Origin of the sequence: Dyella sp. EPa41 (assembly GCF_016586165.1) — a bacterium.
In the GTDB taxonomy this organism is placed as follows: Bacteria; Pseudomonadota; Gammaproteobacteria; order Xanthomonadales; family Rhodanobacteraceae; genus Dyella.
The window spans coordinates 1-15,700 of record NZ_BCPR01000053.1 but is presented as its reverse complement, the minus strand read 5'-3'; the positions used below and the strand labels follow the sequence as shown (position 1 = coordinate 15,700).

Below are 15,700 nucleotides of genomic sequence, written 5' to 3'. Positions count from 1 at the left end.
GCCATCGGTGGCCAACGCGAGCTACGCGGAGACATTAAACAGGCTCTCCTAGTTCGACTTCAGCTGCCACGCCGGCTGCACCTGCGCAGCACGCCACGTGGGATAGAAGGCCGCCAGCACCGTCGCCAGGATGGCGACCAGAACGGTCAGCAGCACCAGCGACACGTCCAACGTGGCGAGCTTGGCGATGTCCGGTTCGAACACCAGCGACACCCCCATCACGCCGAGGCCCGTGAGCAGCAGGCCCACCACGCCGCCGGCCAGGCCGATGGCCGCCGCTTCGATCAGGAACTGGATGTAGATCTCCCTGCGCGTCGCACCCAGTGCGCGGCGCACGCCGATCTCCGAGGAGCGGCGCATGAACTTGGCCAGCAGCAGGCCCACCGTGTTCACCAGGCAGATCAGCAGGAAGCCCAGCGACACCATCAGCGAGACCTTCGCCTCCTGTGGCACCACCTTCTGGTAATCCAGCCATTCCACGACGTTGCGCAGGCGCGTGTTGGGCGCCCAGCGGAAGCGGCCGGCGCGCTGCTGTTCGGCGGAGTAGCCGTTGAGGTATTGGCGATACGCATCCGCCTCGGCCTTGGTCGGCAGCTCGGCCCAGAAGCCCAGCCAGACGCATTCGGAACGGATCCACTCGTCCCAGCCCTTGCCCGGGTCGTGGTTGCAGTTGTTGTTGCCGCTGGTCGGCGTCTTCAATTCCACGGCGCGCGTGAACGGGATGAACACCTGGATGGGGTCGTCGAAACCGTTGGTATTGGTGACGTCGTAGAACACCGGCTCGGGGTTCCACTTGTCGGCCACGCCGACGATGCGGTAGTCACGGCCATTGAGGTTGATGTTCTTGCCGACACTGTTGCCGCCGTTGAACAGCTTCTCGTTGAGCGCCTTGCCGATGACGGCGACCGATGCGTGGGATTCATCCTCGCCGGCCGTCCAGCCCTGACCGTACTGGAAGGGAATATCGAACATGCCGAACGCATCGGCGTACCAGCCGTAGCTGGTTTCGCGGAACGGCAGCATCGACGCATCGGCCGGCACGATGGACACGGCTGTCGGATACAAGGCCGTCTGGCGCTTCGCACGCTTGTCGCGCATCAGGTTGACGGCGTCGGTGTACGTCATCGCGTTCGGCGGCTCGCCCTTGTTGTCCTTGGAGGAGTCGGGCCCCCAGTTGTCGATCTGCGGCACGTAGAGCTGCGACGACTTCTGCGGGATGGGGTTGTTGGACGTCGCGCGGAACACCGAATAGGTGGTCATCGACGCGGCAACGCCGCAACCGATCGCCAGCACCATAAGCAGAGTCAACAGCGGGTTTTTCCGGAGGCTGCGCAGGCCAAGCTGGAGGTAGTAGGCGAACATGGTCGTCCTTAGGGAGGCGAAAACGCCCCCCGCTTGCGCGGGAGGCAGGCGTTGGGTTCAGGCCGGCGAGTTGGCGCGCGCCGAATGCACGGCGTGGTGGAAACGCGGATCTTCCGCCAGATCGACCACCTGGCCGTCGATGATGTGCACGTTGCGCTGCGCGCGGGCGGCCAGCTCCGGATCGTGCGTCACCATCACGATGGTGGCGCCTTCGCGATGGATCTCTTCGAGCAGTTCCATCACGCCGCGTGCCATCTGCGTGTCCAGGTTGCCGGTCGGTTCGTCCGCCAGCAGCAGGCGCGGCGAGCCGGCCAGTGCGCGGGCGATGGCGACGCGCTGCTGCTGGCCGCCGGAGAGCTCGGCCGGGTAATGCTTGGCGCGCGACGCCAGGCCCACGCGCTCGAGCGCATTCATGATGCGGTCCTTGCGCTCGGGCGACTTCATGCCGCGATAGCGCAGCGGCACTTCGACGTTGTCGTAGACGTTGAGGTCGGGAATCAGGTTGAACGCCTGGAAGATGAAGCCGATCTTCTCGTTGCGGATCTTCGAACGCTCGTTGTCGTTGAGGTTGCTCACCTCCACGCCGTCGAGGTGGTACTGGCCGCCGGTGAAGGTTTCGAGCAGGCCGGCAATCGTGAGGAAGGTGGTCTTGCCCGAGCCGGACGGACCGGTCACGGCCACGAACTCGCCTTCGTTCACGTTGATGTTGAAATCGCGCAGCGCGTAGGTCTCCACCACTTCGGTGCGGTAGACCTTGGACAGGTGGGTCATCTTGAGCATGGGTTCTTCCTCAGTGGTGGCATCTTTGAGCCCCGCCCACATCGAGCGGGGTTGCGGCGAGGGCCCGGTTTGCCGCTGTTCGCGGGTCCGCACCCTCATCCGCCCTTCGGGCACCTTCTCCCGGCGGGAGAAGGAGAAACACGTCAGTTGCTGATGGCGACGCGCTGGGCGCCCTTGAAGCTGTCGGTACCGGAGATCACGATGTTGTCGCCTTCCTTCAGGCCATCGAGGATCTCGACCTTGTCGATGCTGCTGGTGCCGACGCGGATCGGATGCTTTTCGGCGACGCCGTCGCGCACGATGTAGGCGTAGCTGCCGCCGGATTCGTCGACGAACGAGCCACGCTGCACGGTGAGCACGTTGTCGCGCTTGTCGAGCAGGATGCGCACGGACAGGCGCTGGTTCTGGCGCAGCTGCTTGGGCGTGGTGCCGTCGAAGCGCAGGCGGGCGGCGACTTCGCCGTTCACGACTTCCGGCGAGATGGCGCTGACCAGGCCCTTCCACACGCTGCCGTTGCCGCTGATCTCGCCGGCCATGCCGATGCCGAGGTCACGCGCAAAGCTTTCCGGCACCTTCATTTCCACCTCGAGCGCGGTGAGGTCGATCACGCTGAGCAGCTGCGCGTCCTTGGCGACGGTAGCGCGCTCGGCGATGAACAGCTGGCCGACCTGGCCATCGACCGGCGACTTCACGTTGAGGTCGTCGACCTGGCGCTGCAGGTCCTTCACCAGCAGCAGCTGGCGCTCATGCGCGAGCTTTTTGGACTGGATGTCGAAGTTGAGGCTGTCGGTATTGGTGGAGAGATCGGTCTTGGCATGCGCGAGCGTGATGCGCGACTTCTCCAGCTCATCCTTGGCCTTGTCGACATTCATGCTCGGCACGGCGCCCTGGGCGAAGGCCTTCTGGTAACGCGTCAGGTCGCGCTGGGCGCCCTGTTCGTCGATCTGGGCGCTGTCATAGGCCTTCTGCAATTCACCGCGGGTCTTGCGCGCATCGATCTGCGCGCGCAGGTAGTCCACCTGCATGGCATCGGCCGCGCTCTCTTCCTGCGCGAGCTTGTTGGTGAGCTCGGGGCTGTCGATCACGGCAAGCACCTGGCCCTTCTTCACCGCATCGCCGGCATGCACCTTCAAGGTGACCGCGCCGCCGTAGGTCGCGTACATCGTCGGGCTCACCGCGGCGACCACCTTGCCTTCGGCGGCGATATCGCGCACGAACGGGCCGCGCGTCACGGTGGCGAAGGCCAGGCGGGAGGCGCTGACGGAAGCGTCGGCGGAGAACAGGCGGCCGATGCGCGGGCCGAAGATCGCCAGCAGCGCGAGCACGGCGACGCCGGTGCCGATCAGGATCACGCGGCGCTTGCGATTGGGTTTGACTTCGACCAGCCGGTCTTGCGCGGAGGTGTCACGAATCATCGATAGGTCCCTGGCCGCGGACAATGCGGCCCCTGGTTCCCTGTCAGCAAGTGGCATGCCAACCGGGAATCGATGATTTAGTCGTTTACTTTCAATTTGTTAGAAAGGCCGACCCGATGCGGACAGTTGTCCGCGGACACCGGCTCGGACAGACGGACAAGCGTCCGCGGACGATCAGGGCGCCATGCTCAACCGTGCGCGGACTCCAGCTCCACCGCCGCCGTACGCGCGGCCTCGCGGGCGATGTGCCGGCCCAGCGTCGACAGATGGCCCAGGGGCAGCGTTTCCAGCAGGTCCAGCTGGCCGAGACGGCGCGTGCGGAAGCACACCAGTTCCGCGCTCGCCGCGCGGCAGGCCATCCGGTCCGGACGCAGCGGCATGGCCGGCAACGGCTCGCCTCCCGCCAGCAAGGCATCCCAGGCGAGGTAGTCGGTGTCGGGCAGCAGGTGCACGCGTGCGCAGAACCTCCCCTCGGCGTCCACGCAGTCGATCCATTCGCGCGGGCCGTCCGCCCCGATCATGCTCGACACGATGAGCGCTTCGCTGCGCAACAGCGGTGCGAGCTCGCAGCGTGCGGCCAGCCAGCCCACGGGCAACGGCCAAGGCGCCTGCGCCACGCAGCGGGCCGGCAGGTACAGCACGCTGCCCAGCATCGGCAGGCGCCCCGCTAGTTCGGTGCCATCCATCGGCACCACGCAGCGGCTGATGGACCCGTTCGCCGCGTCGCAGGAAGGGCACAGGGAGGCGAAGGCATGCGAGAGCCAACCGAACATCGTGAATCTCCTGAGGGGAGGCGACCCGGCTGGCGTTCCGCGGGAACGGCGTGGCGATAGGCCTGTGGCGTCCGGCACCGTGCCGGAACGGGAAGAAGGGCCATCGTGCCCTCGCGGCTGTCCTGGGGAGACCCGCTTATTTGGTGAGGATCAGCTTGTCGTTGCGCGTGAGGCGCAGGTGGTACTCATTGCCTTGGTGCTGGATCACCAGCTCGCGGTCGCCCTTGAGCAACGCCTGGCTGGAGACGCGGCGCGTGGGAGAGGCATCCGCCGCCGGGGCCGGCGTCTTGAGGCTGAGCAGACGAAACGGGCGCGCCGGCGCATCGGCGCCGTGCGGCAAGGACAGGACACTGGTCGTCATGGTGAGGCTCCATGCTCAGAGGTGACAGCCAGATGATAATAATTCTCATTTGACTGTCAACCCATGGATGCGCCGGTGCGACGTCCTGTTCAGCGGCCGCCCTTGCCGCCCGCCGCCCTTTCCTTGGCCAGCCGGGCTTCCAGCTTGGCCCGTCCTTCTTCGGCATATACACGGCAGGCGTTGCCATCGACCACCGGATCGGGCTTGACGCCGGCATCGCGCTTGGCCACCCGCTCGAGCAGGTCGCTCTGGTCCGGATGCGGCGACAGCAGGATGTCGCAGGGCAGCGAAGCGATCGTCGCGATGCTGCGTCGATAGGCTTCCAGGCGCTCCGGGTGCGCCGGGTCGCTGAAGCGGTAGCCATCCGCGGCGAACGCACCGAGGCTGTCGGCGAACACCATGTTCATGCAGCGCCCGGCCTCGCACGACCGCCAGGTCCAGGTCGTGGCGCCTGGCGTATGGCCCGGCGTGTAGTGCGCCGTGATGGCCACGTCGCCCACCTGCACCACGCCGTTGTCGGCCACGCTGGCGACGTTGGCGACCGGGGCGAAGGGAGATGCCTCGCCGTACTGCGGGTCGGCCGGATCCTTGCCGCCGAGCATCAGCGCCTTGGCGCCCGCGCTGCTCGCTTCCACGCGCGCGCCGCTGTCACGGGCAAGTTCGGCGATGGCGCCGGCATGGTCGAAATGCGCGTGCGTGTTGAGGATCACCTTCACGTCGGTGATGCGAAAACCCAGCGCCCGGATGTTCGCTTCGATCTGCCGGGTGTTCTGCGGCAGCGTGCCATCGATCAGCACGAGGCCTTGCTGCGACGCGATGAGGATCGACGTCAGGCCCCGCGTCCCCACGTAATAGGTGTTGCCGTAGATGCGGAAGGGTTTCTGCGGCTGGCTCCATTCGGGCGTTTCGGCGAACGCGGTGGACATGGCCGAGAGCGTGAGCGCGGCGACCAGGGCGGTGCGGAGTGAGGGCTTCATGCGTTGGGTTTCCTTGAGGCGTCTGCACAGACTGCCGGGGTGAACCGGCGCTCGCAGGGCATCACATGGCAATTCAAGGGCGCGGCAAAGGCAATGTGGGAGCGCACCCAGCGCGCGACCGCAGAAGCATGGCATCACCGCTCCGTCGGCTTATCGCGCACTGGGTGCGCTCCTACAAAAAGCCCCCGCGGGGTCAGGCCAACGCCTGCTCGATTCGCTTCAGCACATCCGCATCCAGCCTCGGCAACACCTCCAGCGCGTCCAGGTTGTGCTTGAGCTGTTCCAGCTTGCTCGCGCCCAGCATCACCGTGGAGACGTGCGGGTTCACCAGGCACCACGCGACGGCGAGCTGCGCCATCGACACGCCGAGGTCGGACGCGATGGGCGCGAGGCGCCGCACTTTCTCGATGCGACCGCCGCCCTGCTCCAGGATCGCCTCGCGCAGCCACTCGTAGCCCGGTTGTGCCAGGCGCGTGTCGGACGGCACGCCGTCGTTGTATTTGCCGGTGAGCAGGCCCGAGGCCAGCGGGGACCAGATCGTGGTGCCCATGCCGTAGGCGTCGTACAGGGGGGCGTATTCCTGCTCCACGCGTTCGCGGTGCAGCAGGTTGTACTGCGGCTGCTCCATGGCCGGCGCGGACAGGTGGTTCTCCCGCGCGATGCGGTGCGCTTCGACGATGGCCTCCGCCGGCCACTCGCTGGTGCCCCAGTACAGCACCTTGCCCTGGCGCACGAGCGTATCCATCGCACCGACGGTTTCCGCGATCGGCGTATCCGGATCGGGCCGGTGGCAGAAGTACAGGTCCAGGTGCTCCACGCGCAGGCGCTGCAACGCCTGGTGGCAGGCTTCGACCACGTGCTTGCGCGACAGGCCGCGCTGCGTCGGCAGCGGGTTTTCCACGGCGCCGAAATACACCTTGCTTGACACGCAATAGCTGTCGCGCGGGAAGCGCAGGTCAGCCAATACGTCGCCCATCAGCGTCTCGGCCACGCCATGGTTATAGGTTTCGGCGTTGTCGAAGAAATTGACGCCATGGTCGTGCGCCATCGCCAGCAGATCTCGCGCCAGCGACCGCCCCACCTGCCTGCCGAACGTGACCCACGCGCCGAACGACAACGCGGAGAGTTGCAGGCCGGATGTTCCGAGTCGTCGATATTGCATGGGGTCGCTCCGGTGAAGGGGGATAGGGCAGCATGCCAAGAGCACGCCCATCGCGTCCATCGCCGCCGTCTATACATGGTGCCAACGGCCGGGGGTTTAGCCTCGGCCGTTATCTTCCATTTCCCCGGTCGGAGCGAAGCCATGTCGCAGATGCACGGTTGGTCGGCACGGGAGGCGGGCAAGCCGCTGGTCCTCGAACAGTTCGACCTGGGGCCGCTGGGAGCGGAAGAAGTCGAGGTGGCGGTCGACTACTGCGGCATCTGCCACTCCGACCTTTCGATGATCAACAACGAATGGGGCATGGCGCGCTTTCCTTTCGTGCCCGGACATGAAGTCATTGGCCGGGTCACCGCGCTGGGCGAGTACGCGAAGGGACTGACCGTCGGGCAACGGGTCGGCATCGGCTGGACCGCCAGCAGCTGCATGCATTGCCATCAATGCCTGTCCGGCCACCAGAACCTGTGTCCGGAGTCGATCGCCACCATTGGCGGAGGCCACCAGGGCGGCTTCGCGGACAAGGTGCGCTCGCACTGGGCGTGGGCGATCCCCTTGCCGGAGGGCATTCACCTGGCCAGCGCCGGACCGCTGCTGTGCGGCGGCATCACCGTGCTCAAGCCGTTCCTCGCCTACCGCATCTCGCCCAACGCGCGCGTCGGCGTGGTCGGCATCGGCGGGTTGGGCCACATGGCGGTGAAGTTCGCACGCGCCTGGGGCTGCGAGGTCACGGCGTTCACGTCCAATCCGTCCAAGGCCGACGAGGCGCGGTCCTTCGGTGCCCATCACGTGGTGTCCAGCCGCGACGCCGATGCCATCAAGGCCATCGCCGGTTCGCTCGACCTGCTGCTGGTGACGGTCAACGTGCCACTGGACTGGAACGCCCTGCTCGGCACGCTGGCGCCGCTCGGCCGCATGCATGTGGTGGGCGCGGTGCTCGAGCCGATCCCCGTTCCGGTGTTCACGCTGATGATGGGCGAACGCGAGGTGTCCAGCTCGCCCACCGGCTCGCCGATCGACATCGCCACGCTGCTGGATTTCGCCACCCGCCACGACATCCGCCCGCAGGTGGAAATGTTCCCGATGGACCGGGTCAACGAGGCACTCGGGCATCTTGCCGAAGGCAAGGCGCGCTACCGCATCGTGCTGGAGGCGAAGGCAAGCTAAGCTCCGGCGCACCGTCCCGGGGAGACAGCGTCATGAGCATCGAATGGCTGCGCGCCGTGCTTGGCTGGTCGGCGATCCTCAACCTGCTGTTCGTCAGCGTGTGGTTCGCGCTGTTCCGCGTCATGCACGACCGCATGTACGCCATGCACAGCCGCTGGTTCCAGTTGTCCGAAGAAACCTTCGACGGCATCCACTACGGGGGCATGGCCGCGTACAAGGTCGCGACCTGGCTGCTGTTCATCCTGCCCTACGCCGCGCTGCGCATGGCCGGCTGAGGCCCCGCAGGCATCGCCGGCGAGGCACCCGCCCCCCGGCGACGTCCATCAGGGCAGCAAATGGACGTCCATGCGCTTGTCGATGCCTTCGTCGGCATCGCGCCGCGTGACGGCCTGCCGCAACTTGTCGCTGGTGGCCCAGGTTTTCAGCGCGGCGACCACGGTGTCGTCCTGGCTGTCCTTGCGCATGTAGATGTCCACATGCCGATAGTCTTCGCAGCCGGTCTCGCAGTGGAAGCTGGAAAAGCCCAGGCCCTCGATCTGGCCGTACTCGTTGACCACGATGGCCACGGCGCTGCCGTCGCATTCGCGCGAAGGACAGGCCGCGAAAAGATAGCGGTTGTCGCCCAGCACGACGACGTGGTCGGCGGTGTTGCCGAACGCCGACAAGGCCTGCGCGCTCACCGTGCGATTGGTACTGAAGTAGCTGGCCTTCACGTCACCGGTGAAATGGCTCAACGCCTGCGTGAAACCGTTGGCGCGCGCCAGTTCCTTCGCGTCCGAGCACGTCGACGGATCGATCAGCCTGCAGGGCCCCGACGCGGTCGCCGCCGCCACCGTGAATGACGCGCCCCAAGCAAGCGCGACCAGACATGCCAACTTGAATAGCTTGCGCATGACACACCCCCTGATTGTCGAACCCACCATGCCGGCCGCAGCCGGCCTTCCCCTGCCGCCCGTGTCAGGCGGCGTCTGCACCTGCCTGCGCGGGCACCTCACTGGCGATGGAGCGGCGGGAACGCCGTCCCACCACATATCCACGCCACCGCAGGAACGGTCGCTCCACCGCGTAATGCAACAGTGCGCCCGTCACCAGCACCGCCAGCGCGTATCCCGCAAAAGTCGCCACCCCGTGGCCGTCCAGCCCATGCCCCGCGGCGGCTTCCACCCCATGAAACACCAGCTTGTGTGACAGGTACAAGCTGTAGGACACCATGGCCAGCCATCCTGCCCCCGGCACCCTGGCTCGCGCGAGGAGACTGTTTTCCAGGGCTCCCGCCCACACCAGCAGGCCCATGCCCAGCGACAGCAGCGGGTAACCGAACACCGTTGCCGCCACGCCGGTGCGGTCCTGGAACAACCCGATCGCCAGGCCCACCACGGCCATTCCCGCCGCCAGCACCACGTTGGCGCGCTGCCCCCACCGTGCCCACCACGCCGGCCGGTAGATGCGCAGCACGGCCAGCGCCACCCCGGCCAGCAGGCCATCCAGGCGCGACCACGTGGGGTAGTAGATGCCTTCGAGAAAGGCGTTGCCATAGGAATTTTGGTCAACGCCTTTCACGGGCGCCATGAAATGGATCCAGATGTAACCACGCAGGAACATGCCCAAAACCACCACCGCCATGCATACCGCGGCGAATGTCCACACCGACGGCCGGCGCGCCAGCCACCATGCCAGCAGCGGAAACAGCAGGTAGAAGTGTTCTTCCACGCACAGCGACCACACGTGGGAAAACGCCAGGTTGTGCCCTGCGTCGATCAGCAGGTTCACCGTAAAGGTGAGGAACTGCCACAACGGCTGGATGCCGGGGTATTCCCGCATGGACGGCCAAATGAAATAGACGGCCACCACCAGCAGGTAGACAGGCAGGATGCGAAAGGCGCGCCGCAGGTAGAAATCGGTGAAGGAAAGCGCACGGCCTTCCGAGAGCGGCTTGAGCACCTGCGAACCGATCAGGAAACCGCTGAGCACGAAGAACAGGTCAACGCCCATCCAGCCGATCTTCTCGACGCCGCCATAGTGCCCCCAGCCGCCGATGATGTAGGAGTGGAAGATCATGACCCACGCGATCGCGATCGCGCGCAGCAGGTCCAGGCCCGGCAAACGGTTCATCGGCTTCCCCTCGTCCTTGTCATCCGTGATGGCGCAGCCGGACGCGTCACCGCGCGGCACGAGGCGAGACTACCGACCGGTTATGGCGAAAAAGAGGCTTTCGCGGCCAAACGCCTAGAAGCGCAGCAGGAACGCCAGCACGATGGCGGCGAACACGCCGGCGACGACGTCGTCCATCATCACCCCGACGCCGCCCTTGAGGCGCTGGTCCAGCAGGCGGATCGGCCAGGGCTTCCATACATCGAACAGGCGGAAAAGCAGGAAGCCGATCACCACGCTCGACCACGATGCCCAGAACGCCGGCATCACCGTGGGAATGAGCGCGATCCACATGCCGACGAACTCGTCCCACACGATGCTGCGGTGGTCGTCCACGCCCAGCATGCGCCCGGCGATGCCGCACGCCCACAGACCCGCCACGAACGCGACGACGATGGCGAACACGTAGAGCTGCAGCGGCAGGCTGCGCAACAGCAGCCACGGGATGATCGCCGCCAGCGAGCCTGCGGTGCCCTGCGCGAAAGGCGCGAGGCCGGACCCGAATCCGCAGGCGAGCCAGCCCGCCGGCGTGGCCAGCAGCAGGCGGCGTTGGTCCGGTGTCAGCGTCTTCTTGTCGAAGCTGGCCTCGTTTTCGTTGACGTTTTCGTGGTCGCTCATGCGAAGTGGTCCCAGCCGCGATGCGTGGTTTCCAGCCATTGGCCTTGCTCGTCGCGCACACGCACGCCGGTGCCCTCGACCATGCGCCCGATGCGGGTGGCCCCGCAGCCCAGGCGCGCCAGGTCTCCCTGCACTTCGGCGACCAGCGAGGGCGGTACCGTGAAGCAAAGCTCGTAGTCGTCTCCGCCAGAGAGTGCTAAGTCGCGCGTCATGGTTTCGTCGAAGGCACCCAGCAGCATGGACGAGCGCGGCAGCAGCGAAGCGTCGATCTCCGCACCGAGCGCACTACCCTCGCAGATATGCCCAAGGTCGGCGAGCAGGCCGTCGGACACATCGATGCACGCGGTGGCGCGGCCACGCAGGGCGAGACCCGCCTTCACCTGCGGCGTGGGGCGATGCAGGCGCTCGATCAGGTAGGCCGCGCGACCATCACCCTCGGCCACCCGCGCGCCCGCCTGCAAAAGTCTCAGGCCGGCCGCCGCGTCACCCAGGGTGCCGGTCACCAGCACCACATCGCCCGCACGGGCGCCCGCTCGCGTGAGCGCCTGGCCGGGCGGCACGAAGCCATGCACCGCCACGCTCACGGTCAACGTACCGCGCGTGGTGTCGCCGCCGATCAAGGCCAGCCGGTACGTCTGCGCAAGCTGCGCAAAACCCTCGGCATAGCCGTCGATGAACGCTTGCACCTGTTCCACCGGCTGCCGCGGCAGCATGAGCGCGAGCAAGGCCCAGGCCGGGGTGGCACCCATCGCGGCGAGGTCGGACAGGTTCACCGCCAGCGACTTCCAGCCGATATCGGCCGGCCCGGTGCCCTGGGGAAAGTGCACGCCCTCGACCATGGTGTCGATGGCGATGGCCAGCTCCTGACCGGCCGGCGGCGCCACCAGCGCGGCGTCGTCTCCTATGCCCAGGCGCACGTCTTCGCGGCCTTGCGCGGTGCGCTCGCGGATGCGGTCGATCAGGCGAAATTCCATGGAAGCGGCCCCGGGCGGCTAGAGGGTCGCGCCCATGCTACCGGCTGAACACGATGGTGGGGCCGCCGTGATAGGTCGATTCCTGCCAGCGCTTGAAGCCGGCCTTCTCGGCGACACGGATCGACGGCTCGTTGGCGGGGTCGATGATGCAGACCGCGCGCAGGTTCGGTCGATGCTGTTCGGCCCAGGCGATCGCGGCGGCCACGGCCTCGCTCGCATAGCCCTTGCCGTGCGCATGAGGCGCCAGCACCCAGCCGAATTCCAGCATGCCTTCCAGCGACGGTTGCAGGTCGCGCTTGAAATCGGCGAAACCGATGTCGCCGATGTAACGGCCGGTGGCCTTCTCTTCCACGGCCCAATAGCCGTACCCGAGCAGGCTCCACAGGCCCACGTATTGCAGCAGGCGCTTCCACACTTCCTCGGCCGTGAAGGCACGTCCACCGATATGGCGGACCACCTCGGGATCGGACCAGATGGCCGTGCATTCGGCGTGGTCCCCGGCGCGATGGGCCCGCAGACGCAGGCGCTCGGTCTCGAGGACGGGAACGGAAGACAACCGCTCCGCGCCGCCCATCAGCCGCGCTTTTCCGTGGAGCGCAGCGAACTGGCGAGCTTGTCCAGCACGCCGTTGACGTAGCTGTGGCCATGATCGGCGCCGAAGCGCTTGGTGACCTCGATGGCCTCGTTGATGATCACGCGGTACGGCACGTCCGGGCGGTACTTCAGCTCGTAGGCGGCCAGGCGCAGCGCGGCGCGCTCGATCGGGTCGATCTGGCCCACTTCGCGGTCCACATAGGGCTTCAGGCTGTCGTCAATGGCTTCGACGTGGCGCTCCACGCCGTGCAGCAGGTCCTCGAAGTATTCGAGGTCGGCCACTTCCATGTCCTGCTCGTGGCGGAACTGCTCGATCACGGCGTCCATGCGGCTGCCGCCGATCTGCCACGCATACACGGCCTGCAGCGCACGGCGACGCGCGCGCGAACGTGCGGCCAGATCGATACCTTGGCTCATCACAGCTTCCCGTACAGGTTGACCATTTCGAGCGCGGCCAGCGCGGCGTCCGCGCCCTTGTTGCCGGCCTTGGTGCCGGAGCGCTCAATGGCCTGCTCGATGGTGTCGGTGGTCAGCACGCCGAACGCCACCGGCACGCCGGAGCCGTAGGCGGCCTGGGCCAGGCCCTTGGCGCACTCGCCGGCCACATAGTCGAAATGCGGCGTGGAGCCACGGATCACCGCGCCCAGCGCGATCACCGCGGCGTATTTGCCGGAATGGGCCACCTTGTTCGCGGCCAGCGCGATTTCCCAGGCGCCGGGCACGCGGATCAGCTCGATCGCGTCGTCCTTCACGCCATGGCGCACCAGCACGTCACGCGCGCCGGCCACCAGCGGCTCGACGACGAAGCCGTTGAAACGGCCGGCGACGATGGCAAAACGGCCTTTGGGCGTGGCGAAATCGCCTTCGATGGTCTTCATGGATCGGGGTTTCCTGTGGGCTCGGCGGCCCATGTGGGCCAGCTATTTTACGGATTTTGGGGTCGGTTGGCCGGATCGGGCCGGGGAACGGCCCCGGACAAGTGCGGATGGCCGCGAAAGGTCAGGCTGGCCTGCCCGTCCGCCACGCGCAGCCGCGCGGGCACGCCAAACGGCAGGGTGAACTTGTTGGTCTCGTGCCCGAACGGCAGGTCGCGCACGACCGGGATGTGCGCCACGCGGCCGATGTGGTCGAGCGCGGCGGCGGTGTCGTAGCCGTTGTCGTAGCCGTGCGGCTTGCAGTTGGTGAAGTGGCCGAACACCAGGGCCCGCTGCCGGTCCAGCACGCCGGCCAGATGCAGCTGGTACAGCAGGCGCTCGATGCGGAACGGCGGCTCGCCCACGTCCTCCACGAACAGGATGCCGTCGTCGATGCGCGGAAAATACGGCGTGCCGATCAGGCTGCACAACATGGCGAGATTGCCGCCCCAGAGCGGGCCTTCGGCATCGAGCATGGTGTCGCTCGTGGTCTCCCAGCGTGCCGTGGCTTCCGGCTCGGTAACCGCACGCCAGAAATGCTCCCACATCAGCTCGTTGAGTTCCGGCGCACCGAAGTCGGGGCCCAGCATCGGCCCGCCGAACGTGGTGAGGCCGCTCTTCACGTAGAGGGCCATCTGGAGGGCCGTGAAGTCGCTGTGCCCGACCAGGAGGGTGGACGAGTCCGCCAGCCGCTCGCGCAGCGCGCCATAGTGGATGTGTTCCAGCAGGCGCGTCGCGCCATAGCCGCCACGCACGGCCAGCACGATGTCGGGCAAGGCGGGATGGATGGCCAGATGGTTCAGATCGGCCACGCGCTCCGCATCGCTGCCCGCAAAGCGGTGCTCCGTCCGATCGAGCACCTCCAGTCCGTCGACCGTGCAGCCCGCCGCGCGCAGGCGAGCCACGCCGCGGGCCATGGCGTCGTAGTCATGCGGATAGCCGGAAGGGGCGATCAGGCGGATGGTCGTGGAGGTCATGGCTGGCCGATGATGGTGAAAGCCCGAGTATGCCGGTGATGGCATGGCGCGGAAGTGGCGGGAGTATGCAAGCCCCCTGTAGGAGCGCACCCAGTGCGCGAAAAGCCTACGGAGATACGCCGAAGCCCTGCGGTCGCGCACTGGGTGCGCTCCTACAGGGGAGGTTCGGTGCCTTAAACGTACTCGACCACTTCCAGCCCGAAGCCACCCAGGCCCACCATCTTGCGCGGCGTGCCCAGCACGCGCAGCTGGCGAATGCCGAGGTCCGCGAGTACCTGTGCGCCCAGGCCCAGCTGGCGCCACTCCTGCTGCTGCGCTTCTTCCGGCGCCTTCAGGTCGGGCTGGCGGTTGAGGCGGCGCAGCAGCGCGTCGGGCGTGTCCTCGCCGGAGAGCACCAGCAGTGCGCCACGGCCTTCATCGGCGATGCGTCGCAGGGCCGAGGTCACCGTGAGGCCCAGGTCGTCGCGCTGCAGATGCAGCACGTCCGACAGCGTGTTGCGCACGTGCACGCGGGTCAGCACCGGGTCGCCGTCGTGCACCGTGCCGCGCAGCAGCGCGAAGTGCAGGCCGTGGCGAATGGCATCGCGATAGGCCACCAGGCGGAACGGGCCGAACTCGGTATCGACATCGTCTTCGTACACGCGCTGCACCGTCTTCTCGGTTTCCAGGCGGTAGCGGATCAGGTCGGCGATGGTGCCGATCTTCAGGCCATGCTTTTTCGCGAACACCTCCAGCTCGGGACGGCGCGCCATCGAGCCGTCCTCGTGCAGGATCTCGATCAGCACCGCCGACGGCTCCAGGCCCGCCAGCGCCGCGAGATCGCAACCCGCTTCGGTGTGGCCCGCTCGCGTAAGCACGCCACCCGGCTGCGCGGTGAGCGGGAAGATATGGCCCGGCTGCGAGAGATCCTCCGGCTTCGCATCCGACTTCACGGCGACCTGGATGGTGCGTGCACGGTCATGCGCCGAGATGCCGGTGGTGACGCCCTCGGCCGCCTCGATCGAGACAGTGAAGTTGGTGTGATACGGCGAAGTGTTGTCCGACACCATCGGGCGCAGGCCCAGTTGGCGCGTGCGCTGTTCGGTCAGCGTGAGGCAGACCAGGCCGCGCGCCTCGCGCACCATGAAGTTGATGTCCTCCGGCCGCACCATCTGCGCCGCCATGATGAGGTCGCCTTCGTTCTCGCGATCCTCGTCGTCGAGGATCACGACCATGCGGCCGGCGCGGATGTCTTCGAGGATCTCGGGGATGGTGTTGAAGCTCATGGATAGTTCCAATGTTGTTTGGCTCGTCATTCCGGCGCAGGCCGGAATCCAGTTGAGTCACGGTCCGGGTGTCGCCGCAAGTCCAGCCCAAAAAGTGCGGTCGTCCGGGACCTCGAACACTTCGCGGCTGGATTCCGGCCTGCGCCGGAATGACGTCTTGTCAGGCCGTGGCCGTGAACCCGTGATGGCTTCGAGGATCTCGGGGATGGTGTTGGA

At 66.8% G+C, this 15,700-nt stretch carries 19 protein-coding genes; 3 read left to right on the top strand and 16 right to left on the bottom strand.

The features are described 5' to 3' along the window. Window positions 1-48: 48 nt before the first annotated feature. From JMF82_RS15760 to JMF82_RS15730, 7 genes are all read right to left on the bottom strand, one after another. Window positions 49-1,362 carry an ABC transporter permease gene (locus JMF82_RS15760; protein WP_201315508.1) on the bottom strand — a complete coding sequence of 438 codons (1,314 nt, stop codon included), beginning with the start codon at window positions 1,360-1,362 and terminating at the stop codon, window positions 49-51. A gap of 57 nt (window positions 1,363-1,419) precedes the next feature. Further along, window positions 1,420-2,142, bottom strand: coding sequence for an ABC transporter ATP-binding protein (locus tag JMF82_RS15755; protein ID WP_201315507.1), 723 nt, complete (start codon window positions 2,140-2,142; stop codon window positions 1,420-1,422). Between the two features lie 143 nt (window positions 2,143-2,285). Continuing rightward, on the bottom strand, window positions 2,286-3,557 hold the full coding sequence (locus JMF82_RS15750; RefSeq protein WP_201315506.1) for an efflux RND transporter periplasmic adaptor subunit: 1,272 nt from the start codon (window positions 3,555-3,557) through the stop codon (window positions 2,286-2,288). 188 nt (window positions 3,558-3,745) lie between these two features. Further along, a complete protein-coding gene (locus JMF82_RS15745) occupies window positions 3,746-4,330 on the bottom strand; it encodes a hypothetical protein (protein WP_201315505.1) in 585 nt (194 codons plus the stop codon). 136 nt (window positions 4,331-4,466) lie between these two features. Further along, window positions 4,467-4,691 carry a hemin uptake protein HemP gene (locus JMF82_RS15740; RefSeq protein ID WP_201315504.1) on the bottom strand — a complete coding sequence of 75 codons (225 nt, stop codon included), beginning with the start codon at window positions 4,689-4,691 and terminating at the stop codon, window positions 4,467-4,469. A gap of 89 nt (window positions 4,692-4,780) precedes the next feature. Further along, window positions 4,781-5,668, bottom strand: coding sequence for a subclass B3 metallo-beta-lactamase (bla, locus tag JMF82_RS15735; RefSeq protein WP_201315503.1), 888 nt, complete (start codon window positions 5,666-5,668; stop codon window positions 4,781-4,783). A gap of 193 nt (window positions 5,669-5,861) precedes the next feature. Then, the gene (locus JMF82_RS15730; protein ID WP_201315502.1) at window positions 5,862-6,830 is read right to left on the bottom strand and encodes an aldo/keto reductase; all 969 of its coding nucleotides are present in this window, start codon (window positions 6,828-6,830) and stop codon (window positions 5,862-5,864) included. A gap of 141 nt (window positions 6,831-6,971) precedes the next feature. On the opposite strand from JMF82_RS15730, the gene JMF82_RS15725 reads away from it, so the two are divergent. Continuing rightward, window positions 6,972-7,991, top strand: coding sequence for an NAD(P)-dependent alcohol dehydrogenase (locus tag JMF82_RS15725; protein ID WP_201315501.1), 1,020 nt, complete (start codon window positions 6,972-6,974; stop codon window positions 7,989-7,991). 32 nt (window positions 7,992-8,023) lie between these two features. Continuing rightward, window positions 8,024-8,266, top strand: a complete 243-nt coding sequence (locus JMF82_RS15720; RefSeq protein ID WP_201315500.1) for a DUF6868 family protein — start codon at window positions 8,024-8,026, stop codon at window positions 8,264-8,266. A 48-nt stretch (window positions 8,267-8,314) separates the two neighbouring features. Here the strand turns inward: JMF82_RS15720 and JMF82_RS15715 are convergent, their stop codons facing one another. The 9 genes from JMF82_RS15715 to ribBA form a co-directional block, all read right to left on the bottom strand. Continuing rightward, the gene (locus tag JMF82_RS15715; protein ID WP_201315499.1) at window positions 8,315-8,884 is read right to left on the bottom strand and encodes a hypothetical protein; all 570 of its coding nucleotides are present in this window, start codon (window positions 8,882-8,884) and stop codon (window positions 8,315-8,317) included. 64 nt (window positions 8,885-8,948) lie between these two features. Next, window positions 8,949-10,103: an acyltransferase gene (locus JMF82_RS15710; RefSeq protein ID WP_201315498.1), complete on the bottom strand. Its 1,155-nt coding sequence runs from the start codon at window positions 10,101-10,103 to the stop codon at window positions 8,949-8,951. 114 nt (window positions 10,104-10,217) lie between these two features. Beyond that, complete coding sequence (locus JMF82_RS15705) at window positions 10,218-10,760, bottom strand: phosphatidylglycerophosphatase A (protein WP_201315497.1); 543 nt, start codon at window positions 10,758-10,760, stop codon at window positions 10,218-10,220. Next, entirely contained in the window at window positions 10,757-11,734 is a 978-nt protein-coding gene (gene thiL / locus JMF82_RS15700) for a thiamine-phosphate kinase (RefSeq protein ID WP_201315496.1), read from the bottom strand. The genes JMF82_RS15705 and thiL overlap by 4 nt, the downstream gene beginning before the upstream one ends. Window positions 11,735-11,771: 37 nt before the next feature. Continuing rightward, on the bottom strand, window positions 11,772-12,290 hold the full coding sequence (locus JMF82_RS15695; protein WP_236585506.1) for a GNAT family N-acetyltransferase: 519 nt from the start codon (window positions 12,288-12,290) through the stop codon (window positions 11,772-11,774). Between the two features lie 17 nt (window positions 12,291-12,307). After that, window positions 12,308-12,745, bottom strand: coding sequence for a transcription antitermination factor NusB (gene nusB / locus JMF82_RS15690; protein WP_201315494.1), 438 nt, complete (start codon window positions 12,743-12,745; stop codon window positions 12,308-12,310). After that, the gene (gene ribE, locus JMF82_RS15685) at window positions 12,745-13,206 is read right to left on the bottom strand and encodes a 6,7-dimethyl-8-ribityllumazine synthase (RefSeq protein WP_201315493.1); all 462 of its coding nucleotides are present in this window, start codon (window positions 13,204-13,206) and stop codon (window positions 12,745-12,747) included. The genes nusB and ribE overlap by 1 nt, the downstream gene beginning before the upstream one ends. Before the next feature lie 47 nt (window positions 13,207-13,253). Next, the gene (gene ldcA / locus JMF82_RS15680) at window positions 13,254-14,219 is read right to left on the bottom strand and encodes a muramoyltetrapeptide carboxypeptidase (RefSeq protein WP_201315492.1); all 966 of its coding nucleotides are present in this window, start codon (window positions 14,217-14,219) and stop codon (window positions 13,254-13,256) included. A gap of 173 nt (window positions 14,220-14,392) precedes the next feature. Continuing rightward, entirely contained in the window at window positions 14,393-15,484 is a 1,092-nt protein-coding gene (ribBA, locus tag JMF82_RS15675) for a bifunctional 3,4-dihydroxy-2-butanone-4-phosphate synthase/GTP cyclohydrolase II (protein WP_236585505.1), read from the bottom strand. On the opposite strand from ribBA, the gene JMF82_RS22040 reads away from it, so the two are divergent. Further along, window positions 15,468-15,700, top strand: a 233-nt coding sequence (locus JMF82_RS22040; protein WP_236585504.1) for a hypothetical protein, incomplete at its 3' end; no start/stop codon positions are given. The genes ribBA and JMF82_RS22040 overlap by 17 nt on opposite strands.

What these genes read in the sequence shown, in the direction of transcription:
- JMF82_RS15710 (WP_201315498.1), bottom strand. Translation starts at nt 10,103, where the DNA reads ATGAACCGTTTGCCGGGCCTGGACCTGCTGCGCGCGATCGCGATCGCG.
- JMF82_RS15760 (WP_201315508.1), bottom strand. Translation starts at nt 1,362, where the DNA reads ATGTTCGCCTACTACCTCCAGCTTGGCCTGCGCAGCCTCCGGAAAAAC.
- JMF82_RS15750 (WP_201315506.1), bottom strand. Translation starts at nt 3,557, where the DNA reads ATGATTCGTGACACCTCCGCGCAAGACCGGCTGGTCGAAGTCAAACCC.
- ldcA (WP_201315492.1), bottom strand. Translation starts at nt 14,219, where the DNA reads ATGACCTCCACGACCATCCGCCTGATCGCCCCTTCCGGCTATCCGCAT.
- JMF82_RS15725 (WP_201315501.1), top strand. Translation starts at nt 6,972, where the DNA reads ATGTCGCAGATGCACGGTTGGTCGGCACGGGAGGCGGGCAAGCCGCTG.
- JMF82_RS15745 (WP_201315505.1), bottom strand. Translation starts at nt 4,330, where the DNA reads ATGTTCGGTTGGCTCTCGCATGCCTTCGCCTCCCTGTGCCCTTCCTGC.
- JMF82_RS15755 (WP_201315507.1), bottom strand. Translation starts at nt 2,142, where the DNA reads ATGCTCAAGATGACCCACCTGTCCAAGGTCTACCGCACCGAAGTGGTG.
- ribBA (WP_236585505.1), bottom strand. Translation starts at nt 15,484, where the DNA reads ATGAGCTTCAACACCATCCCCGAGATCCTCGAAGACATCCGCGCCGGC.
- bla (WP_201315503.1), bottom strand. Translation starts at nt 5,668, where the DNA reads ATGAAGCCCTCACTCCGCACCGCCCTGGTCGCCGCGCTCACGCTCTCG.
- thiL (WP_201315496.1), bottom strand. Translation starts at nt 11,734, where the DNA reads ATGGAATTTCGCCTGATCGACCGCATCCGCGAGCGCACCGCGCAAGGC.
- JMF82_RS15740 (WP_201315504.1), bottom strand. Translation starts at nt 4,691, where the DNA reads ATGACGACCAGTGTCCTGTCCTTGCCGCACGGCGCCGATGCGCCGGCG.
- nusB (WP_201315494.1), bottom strand. Translation starts at nt 12,745, where the DNA reads ATGAGCCAAGGTATCGATCTGGCCGCACGTTCGCGCGCGCGTCGCCGT.
- ribE (WP_201315493.1), bottom strand. Translation starts at nt 13,206, where the DNA reads ATGAAGACCATCGAAGGCGATTTCGCCACGCCCAAAGGCCGTTTTGCC.
- JMF82_RS15705 (WP_201315497.1), bottom strand. Translation starts at nt 10,760, where the DNA reads ATGAGCGACCACGAAAACGTCAACGAAAACGAGGCCAGCTTCGACAAG.
- JMF82_RS15715 (WP_201315499.1), bottom strand. Translation starts at nt 8,884, where the DNA reads ATGCGCAAGCTATTCAAGTTGGCATGTCTGGTCGCGCTTGCTTGGGGC.
- JMF82_RS15720 (WP_201315500.1), top strand. Translation starts at nt 8,024, where the DNA reads ATGAGCATCGAATGGCTGCGCGCCGTGCTTGGCTGGTCGGCGATCCTC.
- JMF82_RS15730 (WP_201315502.1), bottom strand. Translation starts at nt 6,830, where the DNA reads ATGCAATATCGACGACTCGGAACATCCGGCCTGCAACTCTCCGCGTTG.